The sequence below is a fragment of the Serratia sp. EWG9 genome, from assembly GCF_019913725.1.
Classification (GTDB): domain Bacteria; phylum Pseudomonadota; class Gammaproteobacteria; order Enterobacterales; family Enterobacteriaceae; genus Serratia; species Serratia ureilytica.
Genome location: NZ_JADNRO010000006.1, coordinates 1 through 22,749 on the forward strand (window position 1 = coordinate 1; position 22,749 = coordinate 22,749).

Below are 22,749 nucleotides of genomic sequence, written 5' to 3' on the forward strand. Positions count from 1 at the left end.
GTCCGCCATGCCCATAGGGGCCCCCGGGTGGCCGGAATTTGCTTTTTGTACGGCGTCCATGCTGAGTGCGCGGATGGCGTTGGCAAGCTCTTTACGAGAAGACATAACGAAACTCCAGTGCGATTACAGTTGAGCGGCCAGCATGTCTTCCAGCTTCTGCTGGTCGACGGCGAACAGGCGGATGCCTTCGGCGAGTTTTTCCACCGCCATGGCGTCCTGATTGTGCAGCCAGCGGAATTCCGCTTCGGCCAGCGGAGCGGGTTGGTGGAAGCCCTCGGTCGACGGGGTCAGCTTGCGCTCGACCGGCTGTTCGCTGTTTTTCAGCTGCTCCAGCAGATTCGGCGCGATGGTCAGGCGATCGCAGCCGGCCAGCGCCAGGATCTGCTCAACTTTGCGGAAGCTGGCGCCCATGATCACCGTCTGGTAACGATGACGCTTGTAGTATTCATAGATGGTGCGCACCGATTTCACGCCCGGATCCTGATCGGCGTCGTAGTCGGCGGCAGGCTGTTTAGCCTGGTACCAGTCATAGATGCGGCCGACGAACGGCGAGATCAGATACACGCCGGCTTCGGCGCAGGCGCGGGCCTGAGCGAAGGAGAACAGCAGCGTCAGGTTGGTGTTGATGCCTTCTTTTTCCAGCTCTTCGGCGGCTTTGATGCCTTCCCAGGTGGCAGCCAGCTTGATCAGGATGCGCGATTTGTCGATGCCCTGTTCCTGATACATGCCGATCAGTTTGCGCGCTTTGGCGACGCACATGCCGCGGTCGAACGACAGGCGGGCGTCCACTTCGGTGGAGATGCGGCCCGGCACGCTTTTGAGGATCTCGACGCCGATGTTGACGGCCAGTTTATCGCTGGCGTTGATCAGCTGGGTTTCCTTGCTGCCGCCCTGGCGGCGGGCATACTCCAGCGCTTCGGTGATCAGCGCTTTGTACTGCGGCAGCGCGGCGGCTTTCAGGATCAGCGAAGGGTTGGTGGTGGCGTCCTGGGGTTCGAACTGGCGGATGGATTCGATATCGCCGCTGTCGGCGACCACCGTGGTCAGCTGCTTGAGTGCGTCTAATTGATTCATTGATAAGCTCCTTGACCAAGCTCAACGTAGGGAAATGAGAACCTTTTTCATCATAGGGGGAACACACTGCATCATCGGATCGAGAATGAAAATGCGCTTTTTCTGATTGTTGCGATGGATAATAACAATGAATGACGAATAAACCCAGGCGGAGCGCGGCTTGCGCGCGACCGCCATCGAGACTGCAGGCGGTTTAACGCCGACCGACCGCGTTTTCGTAATAGCCGATCCGCTCGACTTTCGGCGCCGATCCTCCCCCTTCAAACTCCGATTCCAGCCAGGCATCGACGATGGTTTTCGCCAGTTCGGCGCCGATGACCCGCGCGCCCAGCGTGATGATCTGCGCATCATTGCTTTTGCGCGCCCGTTGGGCGGAGTAGGTATCGTGACATTGCGCCGCGCGAATGCCGGGCACTTTATTGGCCACGATGCTCATACCGATGCCGGTGCCGCACAGCAGGATCCCCCGCCGATGTTTTTCCTCCCGTATCGCCTGCGCGACGCGATAGGCGATATCGGGATAGATCCCCGTTTCTGCGGTGCGATCCGTCGTGTAGTCAATGACGGGAATGTCCTGTCGTTGCAGGTGGGCGACGATCAGATCCTTCAGTTCAATGGCGGCATCGTCGGCGCCGATGGCGATAGGCAGCATAGCGGTCTCCTGATTGGTAACGAAAAGGGCGGCGATCCTCGGTGGCGCCACGTTCATTACCGTATCCCTGTTTAATCAAATGTTCAATTGATGTTCTTTTGTTTTTTGCCTGATTTTTCTGTTCCTCCCTTTAAAAGGTGACAGTCGTCACTAAAAAAGAGGTTTTAATCGTTATTTATCCTCATGCAGGCGGGTTTTTGAGCGATATCACAGTTTGGCAAGTTCTCTGTGGGCAAATTGAACGTGTGACGTTAGTGTTCATTTGTTCTTTGTTTGTGTTATTGATCATAAAGAGTCACCCTACCAGAGGAGAGTGCTATGTGTCAGACCTGCATGACAGAGGCGAAAATGGCGGACGGTATCCCCGAGATCATGAAGGCGGTTGTGGCGTACGCCCCGAAAGATTACCGCCTGGAACAGGTGCCGGTACCGAAGATCGGCCCGAAAGAGATCCTGGTGAAGATCGAGGCCTGCGGCATCTGCGCCGGCGATGTTAAAGCGTTCGAAGGAGCGCCCAGCTTCTGGGGCGATGAAAAACAACCGGCATACATCAAGGCACCGATGATCCCCGGTCATGAGTTTATTGGCCACGTGGTGGGATACGGCGAAGGCGTCGAGGGCTTCAATCTCGGCGATCGGGTGATATCAGAACAGATCGTTCCCTGTTGGCAATGCCGCTTCTGCAACCGCGGCCAGTATTGGATGTGCGAAAAGCATGACCTGTACGGTTTCCAGAAAAACGTCAATGGCGGCATGGCCGAGTACATGAAGTTCACCAAAGAGGCGATTAACTATCACGTACCGGCCGATCTGCCGATCGAAAAAGCCATTCTGATCGAACCCTATGCTTGCTCCTTCCATGCGGTGCAACGCGCCAATATCAAACTGGGCGATGTCGTGGTGCTGGCCGGTGCCGGCACCCTGGGGCTGGGCATGATCGGGGCGATCAAAAAGTCCGGGCCCTCGAAGCTGGTGGTGCTGGATCTGTCCGATGAGCGTCTGGCGCTGGCGAAGCGCTTCGGCGCGGATGTGACGCTGAACCCGACCCGTGACGACGTGCCCGCGGCGGTTAAAGCGATGACCGACGGCTACGGCTGCGACATCTACATCGAGGCGACCGGCGCCCAAAAGTCCGTGGAACAGGGCCTGACGCTGATCCGCAAACTCGGCACCTTCGTGGAATTTTCCGTGTTCAAGGATCCGGTGACCGTCGACTGGAGCATCATCAGCGACCGCAAAGAGCTGGACGTGCTCGGTTCGCACCTCGGCCCTTACTGCTACCCACTGGTGATCGAAGGCATCGCCAATGGCGATCTGCCGACCGAAGGCGTGGTGACGCATACGCTGCCGCTGGAACAGTTCGCCGAGGGCTTCGAGCTGATGAAGCGCGGCATCGGTTCAATCAAAGTGGTGCTTAATCCAAACCTCTGAAACCTGCATCGTTCTTCGGGTGCGGGTGAGCCTGCGCCTCCATAATCACATGTGCTGGGGTGTTCTATGTTGCATGGACTGATTCATCGCATTGGTCTGTCACCGAAACTGCTGCTGGGCTATGCCGGCGTGTTGGTGTTCATGATGGGCGAAGGGCTGGAACAAGGATGGCTGTCGCCTTATTTGATCGGCAAGGGGCTGAGCATTCAGGAATCGGCGCTGCTGTTCAGCGTTTATGGCTTTGCGGCCGCGATCGCCGCCTGGTTTTCCGGCGTGCTGGCGGAAATCTTTACCGCCCGGCGGGTGATGTTGGCCGGCCTGCTGCTGTTTCTGTTCGGTTCGGTGTGCTTTTTGACGTTCGGCCTGCCGAGCAACAACCTGGCGATCATGGTGCCGACCTATGCGCTGCGCGGCTTGGGTTATCCGTTGTTCGCCTACGGTTTTCTGGTGTGGGTGGCGTATGAGGCGCCGCCGGAAAGGCTGGGGTCGGCGGTGGGGATTTTCTGGTTCGTCTACAGCGGCGGGCTCAGCGTGCTGGGCGTGCTGTATTCCAGCATCATGCTGCCTTATCTCGGCGAGATCCACACGCTGTGGAGCGCGCTGATTTTCGTCGTGCTGGGCGCGGTGATTGCGCTGATGCTCAATCGCGACGACGGCGCGGCACAGAGCGGCAACCGTGAAAAGGCGTCGCTGGGTTACGTCTTGAAAGGCATCACCATCGCGTTTGAAAACCCGAAGATCGGCCTGGGCGGCATCGTGCGCACCATTAATACCTCCGCGGCATACGGCTTCGTCGTATTCATGCCCATGTACATGATGGATATGGGATTCACCCGCACGCATTGGCTGCAGATGTACGCCGCGCTGTGGACGGTCAACATCATTTTCAACCTGATTTTCGGCGTGATCAGCGACGGTCTCGGCTGGCGCAATGTGGTGATGTGGTTCGGCTGCGTCGGCTGTGCCTTGACCACGCTGATGTTCTACTACGTGCCGCAATTCTTCGGCGCCAACTACCTGCTGACCGTTTGCGCCGCCGGTTTGTTCGGCGCCTGCCTGGCGGCGTTCGTGCCGCTGTCGGCCATCATGCCGTCGCTGGCGCCGGACAATAAGGGCGCGGCGATGTCGATTCTCAATCTGGGCGCCGGCCTAAGCACCTTTGTCGGCCCGGCGGTGGTGGGGCTGTTTATCGGCAGTCTCGGCACCGTTGGCGTGATCTGGATCTTTACCGGCTTGTACCTGTTCAGCGGCGTGCTGATGAAATTTGTCACGCTGCCGAAGGAAAGCGCGATGGCGCAGGAAGAACGCGGCGCGAGTTTGGCGAAAATATCCTGACCGAGGGTGAAGTTCACAGTTTTAAGGGGAAATATATGATTAATCATCAAACTACGGCGCCGCGCGAGCTCTCGCTAAAGGGCAAGGTGGCGCTGATTACCGGCGGTGCTGCGGGGATCGGCCTCGCTATCGCCGAACGCTATCTGCAAAACGGCGCGCGCGTGGCGCTGCTCGATCGTGCTCCGCAGGTTGCTGAAGTGGCGCGACAGCTGGACGCCGAGGCGGCGCTGGGCGTCGTGGCCGACGTCACCGATGCCGCGTCGGTGGAGCGGGCGGTGGCGCAGATTGAGGCGCATTTCGGGCGGCTGGACGTGCTGGTCAACAGCGCCGGCATCGTCGCGCTGCATCCCGCTGAGGAACTGCCGGAAGCGGCGTGGGATGCAACCCTGGCGGTCAATCTGAAAGGCGTGTTTCTCACCTGCCAGGCGGTGGGCCGCCGTTTCATTCGCCAGCGCGGCGGCAGCATCATCAATCTCGCCTCGCAGGCCGGGGTGGTGGCATTGCCGAATCACCTGGCCTATTGCGCCAGCAAAGCGGGCGTTATCGGGTTGACCCAGGTGCTGGCGCTGGAGTGGGGGCCACACAACGTGCGGGTCAACGCCATTTCACCCACCGTGGTTTTGACGGAGCTGGGGCGCAAAGCCTGGTCAGGCGAGGTGGCTGAGCAGATGAAGCAGAAAATTCCGCTGCGGCGCTTTGCTGAGCCGCAAGATATCGCCGCCAGCGCCCTGTTTTTGGCCGGTGACGCGGCGGCGATGATCACCGGCGCCAACCTGGTGGTCGACGGCGGTTACACCATTCAATAATTTCTTATTCAGGCGACAGAGAGGCCGCGATGAACAGAATCATTAACGATCCCGATCACGTAGTGGAAGACGCCATTCAGGGCTATAGGCTGGCCCACCCGGACTATTACGCCGCCACCGACAATGCGCGGGTGTTGAAATATCCGCCGGCGCCGATCGCCGGCAAAGTGGGCATCGTCACCGGCGGCGGTTCCGGCCATGAGCCGGCGTTTCTGGGGTATGTCGGCAAAAACATGCTGGATGCCGTCGCAATTGGCGAGATTTTTTCATCGCCTACGGCGGGGGCTTTTCTCGACGCGTTCAAGGCGGCGGACAGCGGTGCGGGCGTCGCTTGCCTGTACGGCAACTACGCCGGCGACAACATGAACGTCAAGATGGCGATCAAGAAGGCCACGGCGGCCGGCATACGGGTGAAAACCGTGGTGGCCAACGATGACGTCGCCTCGGCGCCGGCCAGTGAGATCGATAAACGGCGCGGCGTGGCCGGAGAAATTCTGATGTGGAAGGTCGGCGCGGCGGCGGCGGCCAAGGGATACGATCTGGACGGCGTGATCGGCGCGGCGCAAAAAGCCATCGACCGGTGTCGTTCGATCGGCGTCGGCCTCAGTTCCTGCACCATTCCCGCGGTCGGCAAACCCAATTTTCATATCGAAGACGGCAAGATGGAGATCGGCATTGGCCATCACGGCGAACCGGGCATTGAGGTGTCGCCGATCCAGTCGGCGTCGGCGATGGCCGGCACCATGCTCGATTTCGTGCTCAACGACATGCCGCTGGAACAGGGGCAGGAGGTGGCGTTGCTGATCTCCGGGCTTGGCGCCACGCCGGTGATGGAGCTGTATATCTATTATGCCGAAATAGAGCGTCGGTTGACGGCGAAAGGCGTGCGGGTGCATCGGCGCTACGTCGGCAATTACTTCACGTCGCTGGAAATGATGGGCGTGACGCTGACGCTGATGACGCTGGATGACGAACTGAAAACGCTGCTGGACATGCCGGCGCAATCTTTAGGCTTAACCCAGGTGGAGTGAATCATGACGGAACAAATTTCAACCCGGTACGGCAGTGAGATCGTTACGGGGCTGATAGAAACCATTGTCAGCAACCGCGAATACCTGAGCGAAATCGACGGCGCCATCGGCGACGGCGACCACGGCATTAACATGTCGAAGGGATTCGCGATGTGCGGCGATGCCATTCGCGGCCGCGAGCTCACGTTGGCGCAGGCGTTCGATGCGGTTTCCGATGCGCTGATGGAGGGCATCGGCGGTTCGATGGGGCCGCTGTACGGCAGCCTGTTCATGGGCATGGCGGAGAGCGTGCGCGAGCGCAGCGTGCTGGATAAGCAGGCATTTTTGGCGATGTTGCACGGCGGTTTGCGCGAACTGCAGGACATCAGCAGCGCGGGCGTAGGGGACAAGTGTCTGATGGATACGCTGATACCGGCGGTAGCGGCGTTTGAGCAGGCGGCGGGGCGCGGTGACGACTTCGCCGCTGCGCTGGAACAGATGAGGATCGCCGCAGCGCGCGGGCGCGATTCCACGTGCGAGCTGGTGGCGAAAATCGGCCGCGCCAGCCGCCTGGGCGAGCGTTCGCGCGGCGTACTGGACGCCGGCGCGGTATCTTGCTGCCTGCTCTTGACCCGATTGGCGGACGAGGTGGAGCAACGACTGAATACCGTTGCCGCCTGAACGCGTTATACTAGCGGGCATTCAGCATTGTCGGAGGGGCGTGTATCGTCCCTCTGCCATGATTAACCGGCCTGCCGTGGGGAAACGTCTAACGGATGGAAAAACAAACTGTGTCCCAGGATAACGAACTGCTGACCGAAATCGCCGTTGCTTATTATCAGGATGAGATCACGCAGGAAGAGATCGCCAAAAAGTTCGGCATCTCACGGATCAAAGTCGGTCGTTTGCTCAAGCGCGCCAAGGAAGAAGGCATCGTCGAGATCAACGTGCGTTATCACCCGGTGTTCAGCACCCGGCTGGAACAGCAGATGATGGAACGTTTTCCCATCAGCCGCGCGCTGATCGCGCTCGATCATCAGGACGAAGAGGAACAGCGTCGGCAAGTGGCGGCGCTGGTGTCCAACTACCTGGCGATGTCGCTGAAAGACGATATGGTGTTGGCGGTCGGGCAGGGACGCAACGTGGCGGCGATCGCCGATCACGTCGGCAGCGTGACGGAGCGCAACTGCAAGTTCATCTGCGGCATCGGCGGCACCCACCGTCCGGGCGATGCGATCAACGCCGACCATATCAGCCGGCGTCTGGCGAAGAAGTTCGGCGGCAGCAGCGAGACGCTCTATGCGCCGGCCTACGTCGAAAATCGCGCGCTGAAAGACGCCTTCATGCAGAACGGCACGATCAAGGAAACGTTGGATCGCGCGCGTAAGGCCGATGTGGCGTTAGTCGGCATTGGCGACATGAATGAAAACAGTTATATGGTGAAATTGGGGTGGTTTACGCCGCACGAGATTATCGACGCCAGCCTTAATCAGGGCGTGATCGGCGACATCGCCGGCTATGACTTTTTCAATGCCCAGGGGCAGCATGTCGATACGGTGATGAATGACCGTGTGATTGGGCTGAGCATTGATGAGCTGCGCAAAATTCCGTGTGTGATCGCCATTGCCTCCGAGAATACCAAGGCGCTGGCGATTTTGGGCGCGTTGCGCACCGGCGCCATCGACATTATCGCCACCAGCGCGCTCAATGTGCGCACTATCCTCAACATGTCGCAATAGCGACACCCGCAAAAAAAGGGTTCAGCGCCAGGCTGAACCCTCCAGAGACATCCCCCTTTTGACGGATCAGTGGCTGAGGTTGACGTCAATCGCCTGATAGAAGGCGTTGGCGGTGTCGGCTATGTCCCACACGGCAAGGATCACGTGCGAACCGCTGCGATCTGCCGGTATGTTGCACTGGTGGGTGACCTGCGCGGCAGGGATGGCGCCGCCGTCGTTGAACTGGCAGAACGGCGTCAGGTCAAAGGAAGCGCGGGTCAGCGGTTGAGAAGCGTCCCAGTTCGGCTTGGTGATGAAATAGCGCCAGCTGGTGGTGCTGTGACGCGCGGTCAGCTTCCAGGTAAAGGAGTTCGGGCCGGTTTTCAGGTTGAGCTTGTTCCAGCGCGTCGGCGTTTGCTGATCCAGTTCGAAGAAGGTGGACTTGTTGGCGCTGGCGATATGGCCGTCAACCGGGCCGGCCTGCGGGAAGCCTTTCAGGCCCTCGACGCTCTGCGGTTCGTACTGCACGCTGCCGCACTGGGTGTTGAGCTGCAGTTTGCACTGGTAGGCGCGGCTGGCCGGCGACTCGACATAACCGTGAGCATTCGCCTGTTGCGAAACGCCGAACATGGCCGCGCTCAGCAGGCCCAGAGAGAGCAGGGTACGGGAAGTTTTGTTCATAAGTCACTCCTGACTGAAATTATGTTGTAAGTTGAGCGTATTTCACCGACAAAATGAGAGACTAATAACGCAATTAGAAATAACCCTTCTTGTCGGCTTGTTTTATTTTTATCATTCTGGTCGTGCGATAGAGCGGAATGTTTTAACGGCTATTAACGAAAATTATTATGATGACGATCTTTGATCGTTAGGCTGAATTTATTTAACTGTCGCTGTGTAAAAGTAGGGCGCTATGATGAATTTTATATCAGGTCGTGATGAATAGTATTTAAGATAGCGCTCTCATTTATGAAGTATATTGCTTGTTGCTATGAGTACCCTTGTTCGATTTGATCGATTTTTGTGCGCCACCACCTTGGGAATTTAGTGTCATTTTTCTTATTTTATTTTAAAGAGGAATTTGTATGACTAGATTATCCCTGGACGCGATTAAAATAATCAGCACCATCAAGAGCACCGGTTCTTTCTCTATGGCGGCGGAGGCGCTGCATAAAACGCCTTCGGCGATCTCTTATCGGGTTTCCAATATTGAAAGCAAACTCTGCGTGAAACTTTTTCATCGCAATGGCCCCATGATTACCCTGACGGATGAAGGGGAATTTCTCCTGCAGGAAGGCAGCTGGATATTAAATGCGGTGCAGGATCTGGAAAGCCGGGTGCGCAACATCCCCAAGCTGGACAATAATATCCGCCTGGCGGTAGACACCTTCTTCCCGTTGGAAACCCTGACGCAGGATATCCGCGACTATATTCAGCATTGCCCGAACGCCAGTATCTCGGTGCAGCGAGAAGCGTTGAACGGCACCTGGGATGCGCTGAAGAACAACCGGGCGGATCTGATCATCGCCATCGGCCAAATTCCCGACAGCGTGCAGGCTAAAACCCTGATGCTCGGCAAGCTCAACTTTGTGCTGTGCGTGTCGCCTTCGCACCCGTTCGCGGCGCAGAGAAAGCCGGTGTGCAAGAAACAGCGGTTGAACGACATCGTGGTGGTGATCGCCGACAGCAGCCATGAGCTGCCCAAGCGCAATCACGGCACGCTGCCCTTGCAGCGTCAGTTGGTGGTATGCGACGTGGAAAGCAACCTGGCGCTGCTCAAACGCGGCATCGGCCACGCTTTTCTGCCGCCTGCTTTGATCGAAAAGGAATTGGCCAGCGGCGAACTGGTGACGGTGCCGGTGGAGATGCAAAAGGGCGACGAAATGATTTGGCTGGCGTGGCACCCGGCCAGCAAGGGCGCCGGGTTTAACTGGTGGCATGAGCGGCTGACGCGCAAAAGCGATGTCTACAGCCTGATGGGCCGCGAAGTGGTGCGGGATGGCGGTTATCCTTGGTGCCACAACTGAAGGAATAGAGACGAAGGGACGCGAAAATCAAACGGTTAACTCAATGAAAACCCCGCAGCATTCGGCTACGGGGTTTTTTTACGGCTTACGCCACGCGGCCCACCTTCAGCCAGGCGCCGTCAGAACCGGGCGCCGAGGTGATGTAACCCCATTTGGTTTGCCAGACGTAACCCTGGTAGGACACCAGCGCGCCCTGCGCGTAAGTGGTGCCCGGCACATAAGCCGGCGCGGTCATGATCGGCAGGTTGCCGGGGCCGACGCCGGTGTAGCGCAGCCCGGTGCCCATATCCAGCTGGCTGTCGTCGTAGTCCGCGGCGTTGAAATAGCGATCCAGCGAGGCCAGCAGATCGCCGTTGCGGTTGTCTTGCCCCAGATGCCAGAACATCACGCCGCCCAACTGCTGCTGCTTGATGTATTTCGCTTTGTATTTGAAGCTCTCGGCATCGTCATAGGTGACGAACAGCCCTTTCTGCGCATGATACAGGTAAGGCGTTTTGGTCTTGTCGTTCCACAGCCGCTGATAGCCGTAGTTGCCCAGCAGCATCTGCTCCAGCTGGCGATAGGAGGCGATGCGCGGATCCTTGTCGCGCACGCACTCTTCGCAGCCCACCAGCCAGTAATCGGTGTTCGGGTACGGATCTTCGCCCGGCGTGCTGTGGCTGCTGTATTGCCCGCCGTTGCCGCCGCTGACGCCCTTGAAGGCGCGGCCGTAGAAGGGCACGCCCATCACGATTTTGGCGCTCGGCACGCCTTCCATCATCAGGTGTTGCTGCACCGCGGCGTCGACCGTCAGGCTGAACGGGCTGGGGAAGGCGCGGGTCAGTTCTTCCCAGCTCCAGCCCAGGTTGGCTTCGCGCAGCGCATTGTAGAAGGTCGGCCCGGCCGCATCGCCGAACAGCGCCGCCTGGTGGTTGGTTACCTTCTCCCAGGGGCCGGCCAGATCGTAGGTCATCAGGTTGATGTAATCGAGCGGCGCGACGATCTGCGCCAGCTTGCTGTAATAGCGCGACAGGAAGAAGGCGCCGCCGGCGCCGGCGATGGTCAACTGGTACGGCAACGCCTGGCGGCCGTCGGCGACGGTTTGCTGGTTCAGCAGGGTGCGGATCTCCTGCAGCGCGGCGATGAAACCGTCCACTTCCGAGGCTTGCGGGTACTCCCAGTCGATGTCCACGCCGTCGAAGCCGTAATCCTTCATGATGCGCACGCAGGATTGGGCGAACTTGGCGCGCGACGCCGGGGTTTTCACCGCGTTGACGTAGTTGGCGTGCGACACACCCAGATCGTTGGAGTAGTACCAGCCGCCGATGGAGAACATGATGCGCAGGCTGGGGTTGTGCGCTTTGAGCGCGGTCAGACGGTTGACCACATCGCGCGCCTTGGCGTCGTTGGTGGCCGGATCCCAGGCGCATTCCAGATTGCTGTTGATATCCAGGAACGAGAAGTTAATGTGCGTCAGCTGTTTGGCTTTGGCCGGCGTGATGTTGGAAACCGGGAACGGCACGACAGACGTATCGGTCTCGGTGTAATTATTGATTTGGTTGGTCGGAATAAAATAATACCCAATAACGGCTTTACGTGTGGACATGGCATTTCTCCAGAGTGGATGTTTTTCGATGGGGAAATATTTCCCGTTGCCATTAATGTTTATTTTTCGCGGAAATAACAGTCGAAACAAATCACGATAAGAATGAATTTTTTATTCACTGCCGACTGCCTTGGCGTTTATGTGTTGTGCCAGCATTCAGCATGAATGAATTCGACCATAGGGCCTGTATTTATTCATTTGCTTTGTAATAGCATCCTTAACTAGATTCTGAGTATCCGATGTCCCACCGGCCGTGATTGGCATTTAATTAAAAATAAAAAAGGAGATGAGCTATGTCCAGCATAGAGCCTGACGCTGTTGGCTTAATAGTCCAGCGAGTATGTGAATATCTTCAGCCGGTATTGAACGCCATTCTGGCCGGCGTGATGGCGCTATTACACGGCGCCTATCGCAACGTGGGTATTCGGCGACGTTTATTGAATGCGGCGATGTGCGCGTTATTGGCCTGGACGGTGCGCGATGCGCTGGCGTTGATGGGCCTGGAATTAAACTGGGCGAATTTGGCCAGCGTATTGATTGGCTTTATGGGGGCGGATTACATCAACGCCTTAATTAAAAAATTCATCGGCAAAAAAACGGGGTTTAAAAATGTTAAATGACATCGAAGAGATTCGTTTTACCGCCCGCAGCGAAGAGAATCTGCGCGGCGTGCATCCGGATCTGGTGCGCGTTATTCGTCTGGCGCTGCGCTATTCCCTGGTGCCGTTTTCCGTCAGCGAGGGGCTGCGCAGCATGGCGCGCCAGCGGGAAATGGTGCGCGCCGGCAACAGCCAAACGCTGCGCAGCCGCCATCTGACCGGACACGCGGTGGACGTGGTGGCGATGCCGGCGGGCGTGGTCTCCTGGGAGTGGGATTACTACGCGCAAATTGCGGTGGCGGTGCGGCGAGCGGCGCGTGAATGCGGCATCAACGTCGAATGGGGCGGCGAATGGAAGACCCTCAAGGACGGCCCGCACTTCCAGCTGCCGTTTCGGGACTATCCGGCATGAGCGGCTGGCTGCAAAAACTGATGCAGGGCGGCTTGCTGCTGCTGTTGCTGGCGGCTATCTGCCTGGGCGGCTATAGCTCGCTGTTGTCGCACCAGTTGGCGTCCGCGCGACAACAGGCGGCGGAACTGCAAAAAAGCCTGGCGCAGCGGGCGGGGCTTATCGCCACCCTGCAGACCCAGGACGCGCAAAACCGCGCGCTGATGGCGGCGCAGCAGCGGCAGGAACAGCAGCTGCGCCAACAACACGAGGCTTATCAGAGGAAATACCGTGAAGCGATTAAAAACGATCCCTGCGCCGCTCGGCCTCTGCCTGGCGCTGTGCTTGAGCTCCTGCGCCCGGCCGCCGGCGCCGCAGGCCGTGCCGCTGTTGCCCCCTGAGTCGGTATTCGCTCCCTGTGAGCAGCCGCAGTTGCAGGGGGAGACCTGGGGCGATGCGGTAAGCTATGCCCTGGCGTTACAAACCTCGTTACACATTTGCGCCGGCCAGGTGGAGACGCTCAACGCCTGGCGCGCCACGCTGCCGCCGCGCTGACGGCGGCGCTTGTCTGACTTGTCCCGCAGGCCTTCTTTTTTTACTTTTAAAACGGTCTTTCGACCAAGGTTATGGCGCGCTTCAAAGTTTGTGATGTTTCTCTCACTATACTTCAAGGCTGTGCCCTGTCATTGTACCTGGGCGCCATGGCCCACGGCAGGGCGCAGCCTCAAAGCCTTACCTCAACATAAAAGCAAAAAACAAAGGAATCCATAATGGACGAACAGCTCAAACAGAGTGCCCTTGATTTCCATCAGTTTCCTGTCCCAGGGAAGATCCAGGTTTCCCCAACCAAACCGTTGGCGACCCAGCGCGATCTGGCGCTGGCCTATTCGCCGGGCGTCGCCGCGCCTTGCCTCGAGATCGCCGAAGATCCGCTGGCGGCCTACAAATACACCGCGCGCGGCAACCTGGTGGCGGTAATTTCCAACGGCACGGCGGTACTGGGTCTGGGCAATATCGGCGCGTTGGCCGGTAAGCCGGTGATGGAAGGCAAGGGCGTTTTGTTCAAGAAGTTTTCCGGTATCGATGTATTTGATATCGAAGTGGATGAGCATAACCCTGACAAATTAATCGACATTATCGCCGCGCTGGAACCGACCTTCGGCGGCATCAACCTGGAAGACATCAAGGCGCCGGAGTGTTTCTACATCGAACAGAAACTGCGTGAGCGCATGAAGATCCCGGTGTTCCACGACGACCAGCACGGCACGGCGATCATTACCACCGCCGCGGTGCTCAACGGCCTGCGCGTGGTGAAGAAGAACATCTCCGACGTGCGGCTGGTGGTGTCCGGCGCCGGCGCGGCGTCCATCGCCTGCCTGAACTTGCTGGTGGCGCTGGGGCTGCGTCAACAGAACATCACCGTCTGCGATTCCAAGGGCGTCATCTATAAAGGCCGCGACGCCAATATGGAACAGACCAAAGCCGCCTACGCCATCGAGGATAACGGCCAGCGCACGCTAGGCGACGCCATCCCAAACGCCGACATCTTCCTCGGCTGCTCCGGCCCGGGTGTGCTGACGCAGGATATGGTGAAAACCATGGCGCGCGATCCGCTGATCATGGCGCTGGCCAACCCGGAACCGGAAATTCTGCCGCCGCTGGCCAAAGCGGTGCGCCCGGACGCCATCATCTGCACCGGCCGTTCCGACTACCCGAACCAGGTGAACAACGTCTTGTGCTTCCCGTTCATTTTCCGCGGCGCGCTGGACGTGGGCGCCACCACCATCAACGAAGAGATGAAGCTGGCCTGCGTGCATGCCATCGCCGATCTGGCGCTGGCGGAACAGAGCGACGTGGTAGCCTCCGCGTATGACGATCAGGATCTCTCCTTCGGGCCGGAATACATCATTCCGAAACCGTTCGATCCGCGTCTGATCGTCAAGATCGCGCCGGCGGTGGCCAAGGCGGCGATGGACTCCGGCGTGGCGACGCGCCCGATCGAAGACTTCGACGCCTACGTGGAGAAGCTGGCGGAGTTCGTCTACAAAACCAACCTGTTCATGAAACCGATCTTCTCGCAGGCGCGCAAAGAGGTGAAGCGGGTGGTGCTGGCGGAAGGTGAGGAAGAGCGCGTGCTGCACGCCACGCAAGAGCTGGTGTCGCAGGGGCTGGCCTTCCCGATCCTGGTCGGCCGTCCGAGCGTGATCGAGATGCGCCTGAAAAAGCTGGGCCTGCAATTGACGCCGGGCAAAGATTTCGAAGTGGTGAACAACGAGTCGGATCCGCGCTTCAACGAATACTGGGGCGAGTACTACCAGATCATGAAACGCCGCGGCGTTTCGCAAGAACAGGCGCGTCGCGCGGTGATCGGCAACCCGACGCTGATCGCCGCCATCATGCTGCACCGCGGTGAAGCGGATGCGATGATCTGCGGCACCATCGGCAGCTACCACGAGCATTACGACGTGGTGAAGAACGTGTTCGGCTTCCGTGAAGGCGCGCACGTCGCGGGCGCGATGAACGCGCTGCTGCTGCCGAGCGGCAACACCTTCATCGCCGACACCTACGTCAACGACGATCCGACGCCGGAACAGCTGGCGGAGATCACCCTGATGGCGGCGGAAACCGTGCGCCGTTTCGGTATCGAACCGAAGGTGGCGCTGCTGTCTCACTCCAGCTTCGGCTCGTCTGACTGCCCGGCGGCGCGCAAGATGCGTAAAACGCTGGAGCTGGTGAACGAGCTGGCGCCGGAGCTGGAGATCGACGGTGAAATGCACGGCGACGCCGCGCTGGTGGAAAGCATCCGTCACGATCTGATGCCGGACAGCCCGCTGAAAGGCTCGGCCAACCTGCTGATCATGCCGAACATGGAAGCGGCGCGCATCAGCTACAACCTGCTGCGCGTCTCCTGCTCGGAAGGGGTGACCGTCGGGCCGGTGCTGATGGGGGTCGCCAAGCCGGTGCACATCCTGACGCCGATCGCCTCGGTGCGCCGCATCGTCAACATGGTGGCGCTGGCGGTGGTGGAAGCCCAGACCGAACCGCTGTAAGCCCGGGTTGAATGACTGGCCCCCTGCGCCGTTGGCGCCGGGGGCTTTTTTATCTTCATCTGACATGGTACAAATAGTGGTCAAATATGTACATGTACAGGTAAAGAAAATGACCACGATAAGCTACACAGCGGCGAGAAACAATTTGGCTGAGGTGCTTCTGGAAGCGCAAAAACAACCGGTGGAAGTGACGCGCCGCGGGCACGATGAGGTTTACATCATCAGTAAGGCCGACTATGAGGTTTTGGTCAAAGCCAAGGTGAAAGCGCGCATTCAGGCTAAACACGCGGATACGATTAAGGCGCTGGCGAATAGATGATCTTTTTGACCGCAGAGGATATTGCGGAATTCAACGCTGAAATTGTGCCTCACGGCCGCCAGGAAGGCAGCAAAGTTGAGGCCGTAGCCAATCGTGTGCTTAGGGGAGAGTGTCAATATTGGTAGTTATTGTACGTTAAGCTCATATTTTGCCCGTTAAACTTCAGCTCATTGACTTCGCTTAATTCCTTCGCGTAGTGCCTAGCCGCCACATATTATCTGCATTGTTCGTCCATATGACGACGAACTTACTCACGCAAATCCCCTCTCTGTTTTGTCTGATATACAGCACAACAGCTTGCTGGGTTAATGAATTGCTCCTCCTCTTAAATTCTTCTAAATTACTGTTCATGCATACAGTATTTGTGTGCAATTTCAATAGGAGATGAGTTATGAGTGGTGGTGATGGTAAAGACAGCCGCGGTCCTGGCGGTGGAGTGAATGGTGGCCCGACAGGCCTGGGTGGTGGTGTGGATGCATCCGATCACTCCGGCTGGAGTTCGGAAAATAATCCATGGGGAGGTAAGGATAAGGACACTGGCGGGCATACTGGCGGTGGCAACAATGGTGGGGACAGGGATCCCGCCAACAGTGGCGGCAATGTTAACCTGAGTCTGTTTCCAGAAGCACAAGCGTCTGTCGCGGTGGGGGCACAATTCAATCTTTCGTTGATCGACGGTGCGTGGGGATTCAGCCTACTGAAATCCCAAACGGTGCAATCGTTTATCACGAAATCGATAGCCAAAGTGAAAACGCTCGGTATTCCCACGGTAGGCACGTTGTGGCGGACTAGTCTCTGGGGATTGGTCGTGGAAGGCATTACGCCAACCAAGATCGCTCCTGATGATATGTCGATGGTACGACATATCACGACGACGCTCCCCGCAGATTTGGTCACTCAGACACCGCCGGGCCAACTGCCCACTCAACCGGCAACCCTGGTCAGCGCCCGTATTGCTGACCTCGTTGACGAGGGGCAGCAAAAAGTAGCCGTTGTTCGTTCACCGTCGTTACCGATGAGCGTTCCGGTTGTGGAGGCAAAGCCCACCAAGCGACCGGACGTCTATACGGTAGGAATTGTACCGGGCATGCCTGATATTCATATTCGCGTCAATGCGCCGGCGCCGCCAACCACGGCGAAACCTGTGGACGGTGTTACCGAGATAAATAATGCTGAAGCCAAACCGTTGCCTGCGACGCAACCGGGTGGCAACACGCACGATGGTATCGTGGTGTTCCCTCCAGGCAGTAATCTGCCGCCGGCTTATGTTGCCGTGGTGGAGATCATTCCGCAAAATGAAGTCAATGCACGTGAAGCCGAACGCAAGGCACTTCTGACTTATCAGGATGCGCGCCAACGTCGTGAATCAGTTCAAACGGATGAGTATCGAAAGTCACACAGTTATCAATGGCTACTGCCTGAACTGACTATCAACCAGCGACAAATTGAGGAAAAGCAGTCTCACATTGCCCTCAATCAACGAATTGCTGAACGTCAAACCATCCAGGAAGCCAATGCGCGTGCTCGCCGTCAGGCGGGACGTGCCGAACAATTTCATCGTGACGTGGAAAGAACCAATGGCACCATTGCTGCATTAAACGAAGATCTTTCCCGGCTGCGTCAGGAAGAAAAGGATCTATCGGCTCAGGTTGCTGAATTCGATCGCATTGCCAAAGACAATATGAGCAAAATTCGTGCGCGGCAGCCGACTGATAAGGATATTGCTTCGTTGTCACCGCAAGCGCAAGCGGCGTTCTGGCGCAACCAGGCGAAGAAAGAATTCGTTCTTACGGTTGGCGATGGCGATTTGCCAAAATATCCGCCGGTCATGGGTAGCAAACCCAGTCCGCTGTTTCTGGAGCAGCCTGCCTACTTCTGGCGTGAAAGCGGGTTTGCTATCAGCAACTATAATTCGGTGGCGGCGACGGAGACACTGGAAACCGGTATCCGTGGCGCGTTTGCCCGGGCCTCGGCGGCATTGACGAAGACACCTGCGGAAAAACTGTATAATAACGGGCAAGTCACCACGGCTGAGTTTGCTCAACTCTCTTTTGTCTTTTCCGAGAGTTTGGACGTGCCGGCATTGAGTGTCATGTCATCCCTGGGGATCGGTCGGTTCGGATTGACGCGAGACGATGTGAGGAATGCGCTCGGCAACTATAATTCTGTGCGGTTACCTTATCGACTTGTTTCTCGTGATACGGGGGATGTCGGGGAAGAGAAAATCCACATCAATATCGTTCGCCCTGATGAGCGGAACGTAAAAGGTGCGGTGCCACTGCGGCCACTATCATGGGATACGGTGAAAAGGGAGTTGCGATTTACCACTGACGACGGTGCAATCTCTCTGACCTGGACACCGGCGGATGATAAGGGCGTATCCGGTTATATTATTACCGTCACGCCGGTTGGTGCGCCTGCAGGCAAACTTTCGACAGGAGGCCGTGTCGATGTGTCAGGGAAAGGAACGCTGGTTGCATTGCCTAATGGCGACGTTCAGCAGATCCATGACTATATTTTGGTTCCACCGGTTGAAAGTGGTCTTGAGCCGATTTATGTCATGTTCAACAAACCACGGAAAAAACCGGCTCGAGAAGACAAGCCAGAGCTTATTAAACCTCGAGAAGGAACTCAGGAGCGCGGGCACAAATATCATCCTGCCCCAAAAACTGATGAAATTAAGGGGTTGGGGGAGCTTAAAGTAGGTAGACCAAAAACTCCCAAGCAGTCAGGAGGGGGCCGCCGGGCTCGGTGGTATGGCGACAAGGGGCGTAAAATTTATGAGTGGGACTCACAGCATGGTGAGTTGGAAGGATATCGTGCCAGCGACGGCGAACATCTGGGGGCTTTTGATCCCAAAACGGGTAAGCAGTTGAAAAGTCCAGATCCAAAACGAAATATCAAAAAGTATTTATAGGGGAGATAGTGTCATGGGATTAAAATTACGTCTTACATGGTTTGACAAAAATAATGATGATTTTAAGGGAGAAGAGTATTCAAAAGATTTTGGGGACGATGACTCTCTCATCGATGCTTTAGGCCTCCCCTTGGACGATACAATGAATAATGGTGAGTTTGATGTAAAGGAGAGCTGGGTAGCTTTGATTCAACCCTATTTCACAAGTAAGATATCGACCGAGAAATTTGACTACTTCCTTTCATTCAATTATAGAGATAAATGGTAATAGAAAAATATCATTAGCATCTACTCCGCTCGACAATTTAAGTATTGTCGAGCGTTTTGTTATGCGGTTTAGACATCCAAACTGATTCGATGTTTAATTTATTGCCTGTACTATACTGTCGAGGCCACCCAAGGCCGCCTCAACGTTGAACAAGCCGCGGAGCAACTGTGCCGGCTAACCGAATAACTCCCTTTCTCATGCCTTGCAGCGCGCGGCGATGGCGCGAATATCCTGCGGGGTGGTGCGGCAACAGCCGCCAATCAATTGTGCGCCGAGCGCGCGCCACGCCGTCGCCTGATCGGCCAGGCTGCCGTGCTCGCCGCCGCAGGCGTGCCAGGTTTTGCTCACCGCATCGTAGTGCTCGCCGGAGTTCGGGTAGACCAGCAGAGGTTTGTCGGCCAGCGCGCTCAGCTGACGCAGCGCCGGGGCGACCTTGTCCAGCGCGATGCAGTTGATGCCGATGGCCAGCACCTGCGGGTTACCGCGCAGCGCGGACAGGACCTCCGTCAGCGACGTGCCGTCGCTGAGGTGTTGGCTGTCGCGCAGGGTGAAGGCGAACCAGGCGCCGAGCGTCGGGAACTCCTGCAGCAGCGTCAGCAGCGCCTGCAGTTCAGCAAACGACGGCAGCGTTTCGCAGGCCAGCAGATCGACGCCGGCGGCGGCCAGCGCGGCGATGCGCGGGCGGTGGAAGGCAATGAAGTCATCCTGCGCCAGCCGGTAGTCGCCGCGGTATTCCGAGCCGTCGGCCAGATAGGCGCCGTACGGGCCCACCGAACCGGCGATCAACAGCGGCGCCGCCTGCGGGTGCGCGGCCAGATAATCGCGGCGCGCGCGCTGCGCCAGCTGCACGCTTTTGGCGATCAACGCCAGCGACTGAGCCTGATCCAGGCCGCGGCGCGAGAAGCCCTGCGGCGTGGCCTGATAGCTGGCGGTGATAGCGCACTGGGCGCCGGCGTTGAAATAATCGAGGTGTACCTGATAGATAAGCTCGGGATTTTCAATCAGCACCTTGGCCGACCACAGCGGATCGGTCAGATCGCAGCCGCGCGCTTCCAGCTCGGTGGCCAGCGCGCCGTCCAGGATCAGCGTCGGCCGTTCGGCCAGCAAACGAGCGACGGGGTTGTTAACCGACATGTTGTTCTCCCAAAGCGTTTTTTTGCCCGGCGCGCCGGGTCAGGAAATAGGTGAGATAGCACAGGGCGACGAACGGCAGGCCGCAGTAGAGCGCGATGCGCTGCTCCGGATCGAACGCCAGCCCGATGCAGGCCAGCAGGCACAGCGCAAAGCCGAGGATCGGCGTCAATGGATAGCCGGGCGCGCGGTATTTCAGGCCGCTTATCGGCTGGCCGCTGCGCAGATAGGCGCGGCGGAAAGCATAGTGGGCGGCGCAGATGCTCAGCCACACCGCCACCACCGCAAAGCCGGAGATCGCCGACAGGGCGACGAACACCGTATCCGGCGCGATCACGCTGGTCAGCAGCGCCAGCACGCCGCCGAGCATGCTGAAGGTCAGGGCGTTGATCGGAATGCCGCGCGCATTGACGCGCGCAAAGTAGGCCGGCAGGGTGCGCTGGTGGGCCAGCGACCACAGCATGCGCCCCGAGGCGTACAGGCCGGAGTTGGCCGCCGACAGGATGGCGGTCAGGATCACGAAGTTGAAGATATCGGCGGCGTAAGGCACGCCGATGCGTTCAAACACCAGCACGAACGGGCTTTTGACGATCCCCGCCTGATCCATCGGGATCAACGCCGCCAGCACAAACACCGTGCCGATAAAGAACAGCATCAGGCGGATCACCGTGGTGCGGATCGCCAGCGGCACGACTTTCTCCGGGTTCTCGGTTTCACCGGCGGCGATGCCGATCAGCTCCGTGCCGGAGAAAGCGAAGTTCACCGCCACCATGGTCATCAGGATCGGCAGCGTGCCGTGCGGCAGCCAGCCGGAAGCGGTCAGGTTGTGCAGGAACGGCGCCGGGGTGCCGTCTTTCATCGGCAGCAGGCCGAACATGGCGGCGCCGCCCAGAATGATGAACGCCAGAATGGTCACCACTTTGATCAGCGAAAACCAGAATTCGCTTTCGGCAAAAAAACGGGTGGTCACGACGTTGAGCAGGAAAATGGCCGCGCAGAAGATCAGGCACCACAGCCACACCGGCGACTGCGGGAACCAGTACTGCATGCAGAATCCGGCCGCGGTCAGGCTGGAGCCCAGCGCCACCGTCCAGGTGAGCCAATACAGCCAGGCGACGGCATAGCCGGTGGCCGGCCCCAGATAGCGCGAAGCATAGACGTGAAAGGCGCCGGTTTCCGGCATCGCCACCGACAGCTCGCCCAGGCACAGCATCACCAGATACACCACCAGCGCGCCGATCAGGTAGGCCAGCAGCGTGCCGAGCGCCCCGGTGGTGGAGATGATGTAGCCGGTATTGAAAAACAGCCCGGTGCCGATCACGCCGCCCAGCGACAGCATCACCAGATGCCGGGCCTTCATGCTGCGTTTGAACTGCCCTGCGGCGGGCGCCGATGAGTGCATAATAATCTATCCGTATAGACGTCTAAATATCTGAATGGCTATTGGTTATACCCGCAATGCCGTTTCAACGCAATGCGTCACCGGCGATCGCCGCGTAAAAAAATCGTCAGGCCAGATCTATATGCAAATGATAATTATTATCTATAATGTCGCCATTTTCGCTAATGGGGCAACATGATGAGATATCTGATTTTATTGGCGGCGTTGGCGCTCGGCGCCTGCAGCCAAACGCCGGTGAAGACGCCGGCCAGCGACGTCGCGAGCCTGGGGAATATCACCGATCTGCACAGCGGCGCGACCCTGACGCCCGAGCAGCTGTTGACGCGGTTGGCGCAGCAGCCGCGGGTGATCGTCGGGGAAAAGCATGACAATCCTTACCACCATCAGATTGAGCAATGGCTGGTGCAGCAGCTGCCGCAACGGCGGCCGCAGGGTAGCGTGCTGATGGAGATGATCAACCCGAACCAGCAGGCGCAGGTCGACAAAGTCAAGCAGTGGCTGCAGAGCGATCCCACGGTGCGTGACGGCCGCGTGGCGGAGCTGATCGCCTGGCAGCCGGGCTGGAAATGGGCGCTGTATGGCGGGGTGACGATGGCGGCGATGCGCGCGCCTTACCCGCTGTGGTCGGCCAACCTGGATCGCAGCGAGATCGCGGCGTTCTATCAGCAGCCGCAGTTCCCGGCGGGGCAGCTCTCGTCGCAGCCGGCGGTGCGCAAGGCGCTGGAAGAGACTATCCGCACTTCGCACGGCGGCCAGATTGAGGCCGCGCAGCTGCATGCGATGCTGGCGATCCAGCAGCAGCGCGATAGGCGCATGGCGGAGCGCCTGCTGGCGGCGCCGACGCCCGCGCTATTGATCGCCGGCGGTTATCACGCCGCCAAATCGGTGGGCGTGCCGCTGCACGTGCGGGATCTGCAACCGGCGGCGGCGCCGACGGTGCTGATGCTGGCGGAGCCGGGCGTACAGGTTGACGCGCACACGGCGGACTACCTGTGGATCACACCATCAGTGAAATGAATACGTTAAGGCAGTGAAAA

The 22,749-nt window shown here is 58.3% G+C and carries 23 protein-coding genes; 16 read left to right on the forward strand and 7 right to left on the reverse strand.

Annotation, left to right across the window (positions count from 1 at the left end; all coding sequences use genetic code 11):
* The 3 genes from ITX55_RS14520 to rpiB form a co-directional block, all read right to left on the reverse strand.
* The coding region (locus ITX55_RS14520; RefSeq protein ID WP_139281193.1) for a hypothetical protein at positions 1-105 on the reverse strand (105 nt) is incomplete at its 3' end.
* An 18-nt stretch (positions 106-123) separates the two neighbouring features.
* Positions 124-1,074: a transaldolase gene (tal, locus tag ITX55_RS14525; RefSeq protein WP_108681710.1), complete on the reverse strand. Its 951-nt coding sequence runs from the start codon at positions 1,072-1,074 to the stop codon at positions 124-126.
* Between the two features lie 193 nt (positions 1,075-1,267).
* Positions 1,268-1,726, reverse strand: a complete 459-nt coding sequence (gene rpiB / locus ITX55_RS14530; RefSeq protein ID WP_223085186.1) for a ribose 5-phosphate isomerase B — start codon at positions 1,724-1,726, stop codon at positions 1,268-1,270.
* A gap of 318 nt (positions 1,727-2,044) precedes the next feature.
* Between rpiB and ITX55_RS14535 the strand changes: the two genes are divergently transcribed.
* The 6 genes from ITX55_RS14535 to ITX55_RS14560 all read left to right on the forward strand — a co-directional run bounded on the left by ITX55_RS14535 (position 2,045) and on the right by ITX55_RS14560 (position 8,047).
* Entirely contained in the window at positions 2,045-3,157 is a 1,113-nt protein-coding gene (locus ITX55_RS14535; RefSeq protein ID WP_033643987.1) for an alcohol dehydrogenase catalytic domain-containing protein, read from the forward strand.
* 66 nt (positions 3,158-3,223) lie between these two features.
* Positions 3,224-4,492 (forward strand): MFS transporter, encoded by a 1,269-nt coding sequence (locus ITX55_RS14540; RefSeq protein WP_033643986.1) that lies wholly within the window; start codon positions 3,224-3,226, stop codon positions 4,490-4,492.
* 35 nt (positions 4,493-4,527) lie between these two features.
* Positions 4,528-5,298 carry an SDR family oxidoreductase gene (locus ITX55_RS14545; protein ID WP_049866701.1) on the forward strand — a complete coding sequence of 257 codons (771 nt, stop codon included), beginning with the start codon at positions 4,528-4,530 and terminating at the stop codon, positions 5,296-5,298.
* 29 nt (positions 5,299-5,327) lie between these two features.
* Positions 5,328-6,329 (forward strand): dihydroxyacetone kinase subunit DhaK, encoded by a 1,002-nt coding sequence (locus ITX55_RS14550; protein ID WP_015378693.1) that lies wholly within the window; start codon positions 5,328-5,330, stop codon positions 6,327-6,329.
* A gap of 3 nt (positions 6,330-6,332) precedes the next feature.
* Positions 6,333-6,989: a dihydroxyacetone kinase subunit DhaL gene (dhaL, locus tag ITX55_RS14555; RefSeq protein ID WP_223085189.1), complete on the forward strand. Its 657-nt coding sequence runs from the start codon at positions 6,333-6,335 to the stop codon at positions 6,987-6,989.
* Positions 6,990-7,084: 95 nt separating this feature from the next.
* Entirely contained in the window at positions 7,085-8,047 is a 963-nt protein-coding gene (locus tag ITX55_RS14560) for a sugar-binding transcriptional regulator (protein WP_004936575.1), read from the forward strand.
* Between the two features lie 66 nt (positions 8,048-8,113).
* Here the strand turns inward: ITX55_RS14560 and ITX55_RS14565 are convergent, their stop codons facing one another.
* Positions 8,114-8,707 (reverse strand): lytic polysaccharide monooxygenase, encoded by a 594-nt coding sequence (locus ITX55_RS14565; RefSeq protein WP_033643984.1) that lies wholly within the window; start codon positions 8,705-8,707, stop codon positions 8,114-8,116.
* Between the two features lie 404 nt (positions 8,708-9,111).
* On the opposite strand from ITX55_RS14565, the gene ITX55_RS14570 reads away from it, so the two are divergent.
* The gene (locus tag ITX55_RS14570; protein ID WP_025303805.1) at positions 9,112-10,053 is read left to right on the forward strand and encodes a LysR family transcriptional regulator; all 942 of its coding nucleotides are present in this window, start codon (positions 9,112-9,114) and stop codon (positions 10,051-10,053) included.
* Positions 10,054-10,138: 85 nt separating this feature from the next.
* Here the strand turns inward: ITX55_RS14570 and ITX55_RS14575 are convergent, their stop codons facing one another.
* Positions 10,139-11,638 carry a glycosyl hydrolase family 18 protein gene (locus ITX55_RS14575; RefSeq protein ID WP_033652572.1) on the reverse strand — a complete coding sequence of 500 codons (1,500 nt, stop codon included), beginning with the start codon at positions 11,636-11,638 and terminating at the stop codon, positions 10,139-10,141.
* Positions 11,639-11,931: 293 nt separating this feature from the next.
* Here ITX55_RS14575 and ITX55_RS14580 point away from each other — a divergent pair, with 293 nt between their 5' ends.
* From ITX55_RS14580 to ITX55_RS14615, 8 genes are all read left to right on the forward strand, one after another.
* Positions 11,932-12,258: a phage holin, lambda family gene (locus ITX55_RS14580; RefSeq protein ID WP_033643982.1), complete on the forward strand. Its 327-nt coding sequence runs from the start codon at positions 11,932-11,934 to the stop codon at positions 12,256-12,258.
* Positions 12,248-12,649, forward strand: coding sequence for a M15 family metallopeptidase (locus ITX55_RS14585; protein WP_033643981.1), 402 nt, complete (start codon positions 12,248-12,250; stop codon positions 12,647-12,649). Before ITX55_RS14580 ends, ITX55_RS14585 begins: the two co-directional genes overlap by 11 nt.
* Entirely contained in the window at positions 12,646-13,026 is a 381-nt protein-coding gene (locus ITX55_RS14590) for a hypothetical protein (protein ID WP_223085190.1), read from the forward strand. Before ITX55_RS14585 ends, ITX55_RS14590 begins: the two co-directional genes overlap by 4 nt.
* Positions 13,007-13,180: a hypothetical protein gene (locus ITX55_RS14595; RefSeq protein WP_004936544.1), complete on the forward strand. Its 174-nt coding sequence runs from the start codon at positions 13,007-13,009 to the stop codon at positions 13,178-13,180. Before ITX55_RS14590 ends, ITX55_RS14595 begins: the two co-directional genes overlap by 20 nt.
* Before the next feature lie 215 nt (positions 13,181-13,395).
* Complete coding sequence (gene maeB, locus ITX55_RS14600) at positions 13,396-15,675, forward strand: NADP-dependent oxaloacetate-decarboxylating malate dehydrogenase (protein WP_016926766.1); 2,280 nt, start codon at positions 13,396-13,398, stop codon at positions 15,673-15,675.
* A gap of 109 nt (positions 15,676-15,784) precedes the next feature.
* Positions 15,785-15,994 carry a type II toxin-antitoxin system Phd/YefM family antitoxin gene (locus tag ITX55_RS14605; protein WP_004936539.1) on the forward strand — a complete coding sequence of 70 codons (210 nt, stop codon included), beginning with the start codon at positions 15,785-15,787 and terminating at the stop codon, positions 15,992-15,994.
* A gap of 391 nt (positions 15,995-16,385) precedes the next feature.
* Positions 16,386-18,911 carry a colicin-like bacteriocin tRNase domain-containing protein gene (locus ITX55_RS14610; RefSeq protein WP_164107363.1) on the forward strand — a complete coding sequence of 842 codons (2,526 nt, stop codon included), beginning with the start codon at positions 16,386-16,388 and terminating at the stop codon, positions 18,909-18,911.
* 13 nt (positions 18,912-18,924) lie between these two features.
* Positions 18,925-19,179, forward strand: coding sequence for a colicin E3-like toxin immunity protein (locus ITX55_RS14615; RefSeq protein WP_047571055.1), 255 nt, complete (start codon positions 18,925-18,927; stop codon positions 19,177-19,179).
* A gap of 195 nt (positions 19,180-19,374) precedes the next feature.
* On the opposite strand, the gene mmuM is transcribed toward ITX55_RS14615, so the two are convergent.
* Complete coding sequence (gene mmuM / locus ITX55_RS14620) at positions 19,375-20,313, reverse strand: homocysteine S-methyltransferase (RefSeq protein WP_072627206.1); 939 nt, start codon at positions 20,311-20,313, stop codon at positions 19,375-19,377.
* A complete protein-coding gene (gene mmuP / locus ITX55_RS14625) occupies positions 20,303-21,712 on the reverse strand; it encodes an S-methylmethionine permease (RefSeq protein ID WP_046896238.1) in 1,410 nt (469 codons plus the stop codon). Before mmuP ends, mmuM begins: the two co-directional genes overlap by 11 nt.
* A 177-nt stretch (positions 21,713-21,889) precedes the next feature.
* Between mmuP and ITX55_RS14630 the strand changes: the two genes are divergently transcribed.
* On the forward strand, positions 21,890-22,729 hold the full coding sequence (locus ITX55_RS14630; RefSeq protein WP_197793771.1) for a ChaN family lipoprotein: 840 nt from the start codon (positions 21,890-21,892) through the stop codon (positions 22,727-22,729).
* Positions 22,730-22,749 lie beyond the last annotated feature (20 nt).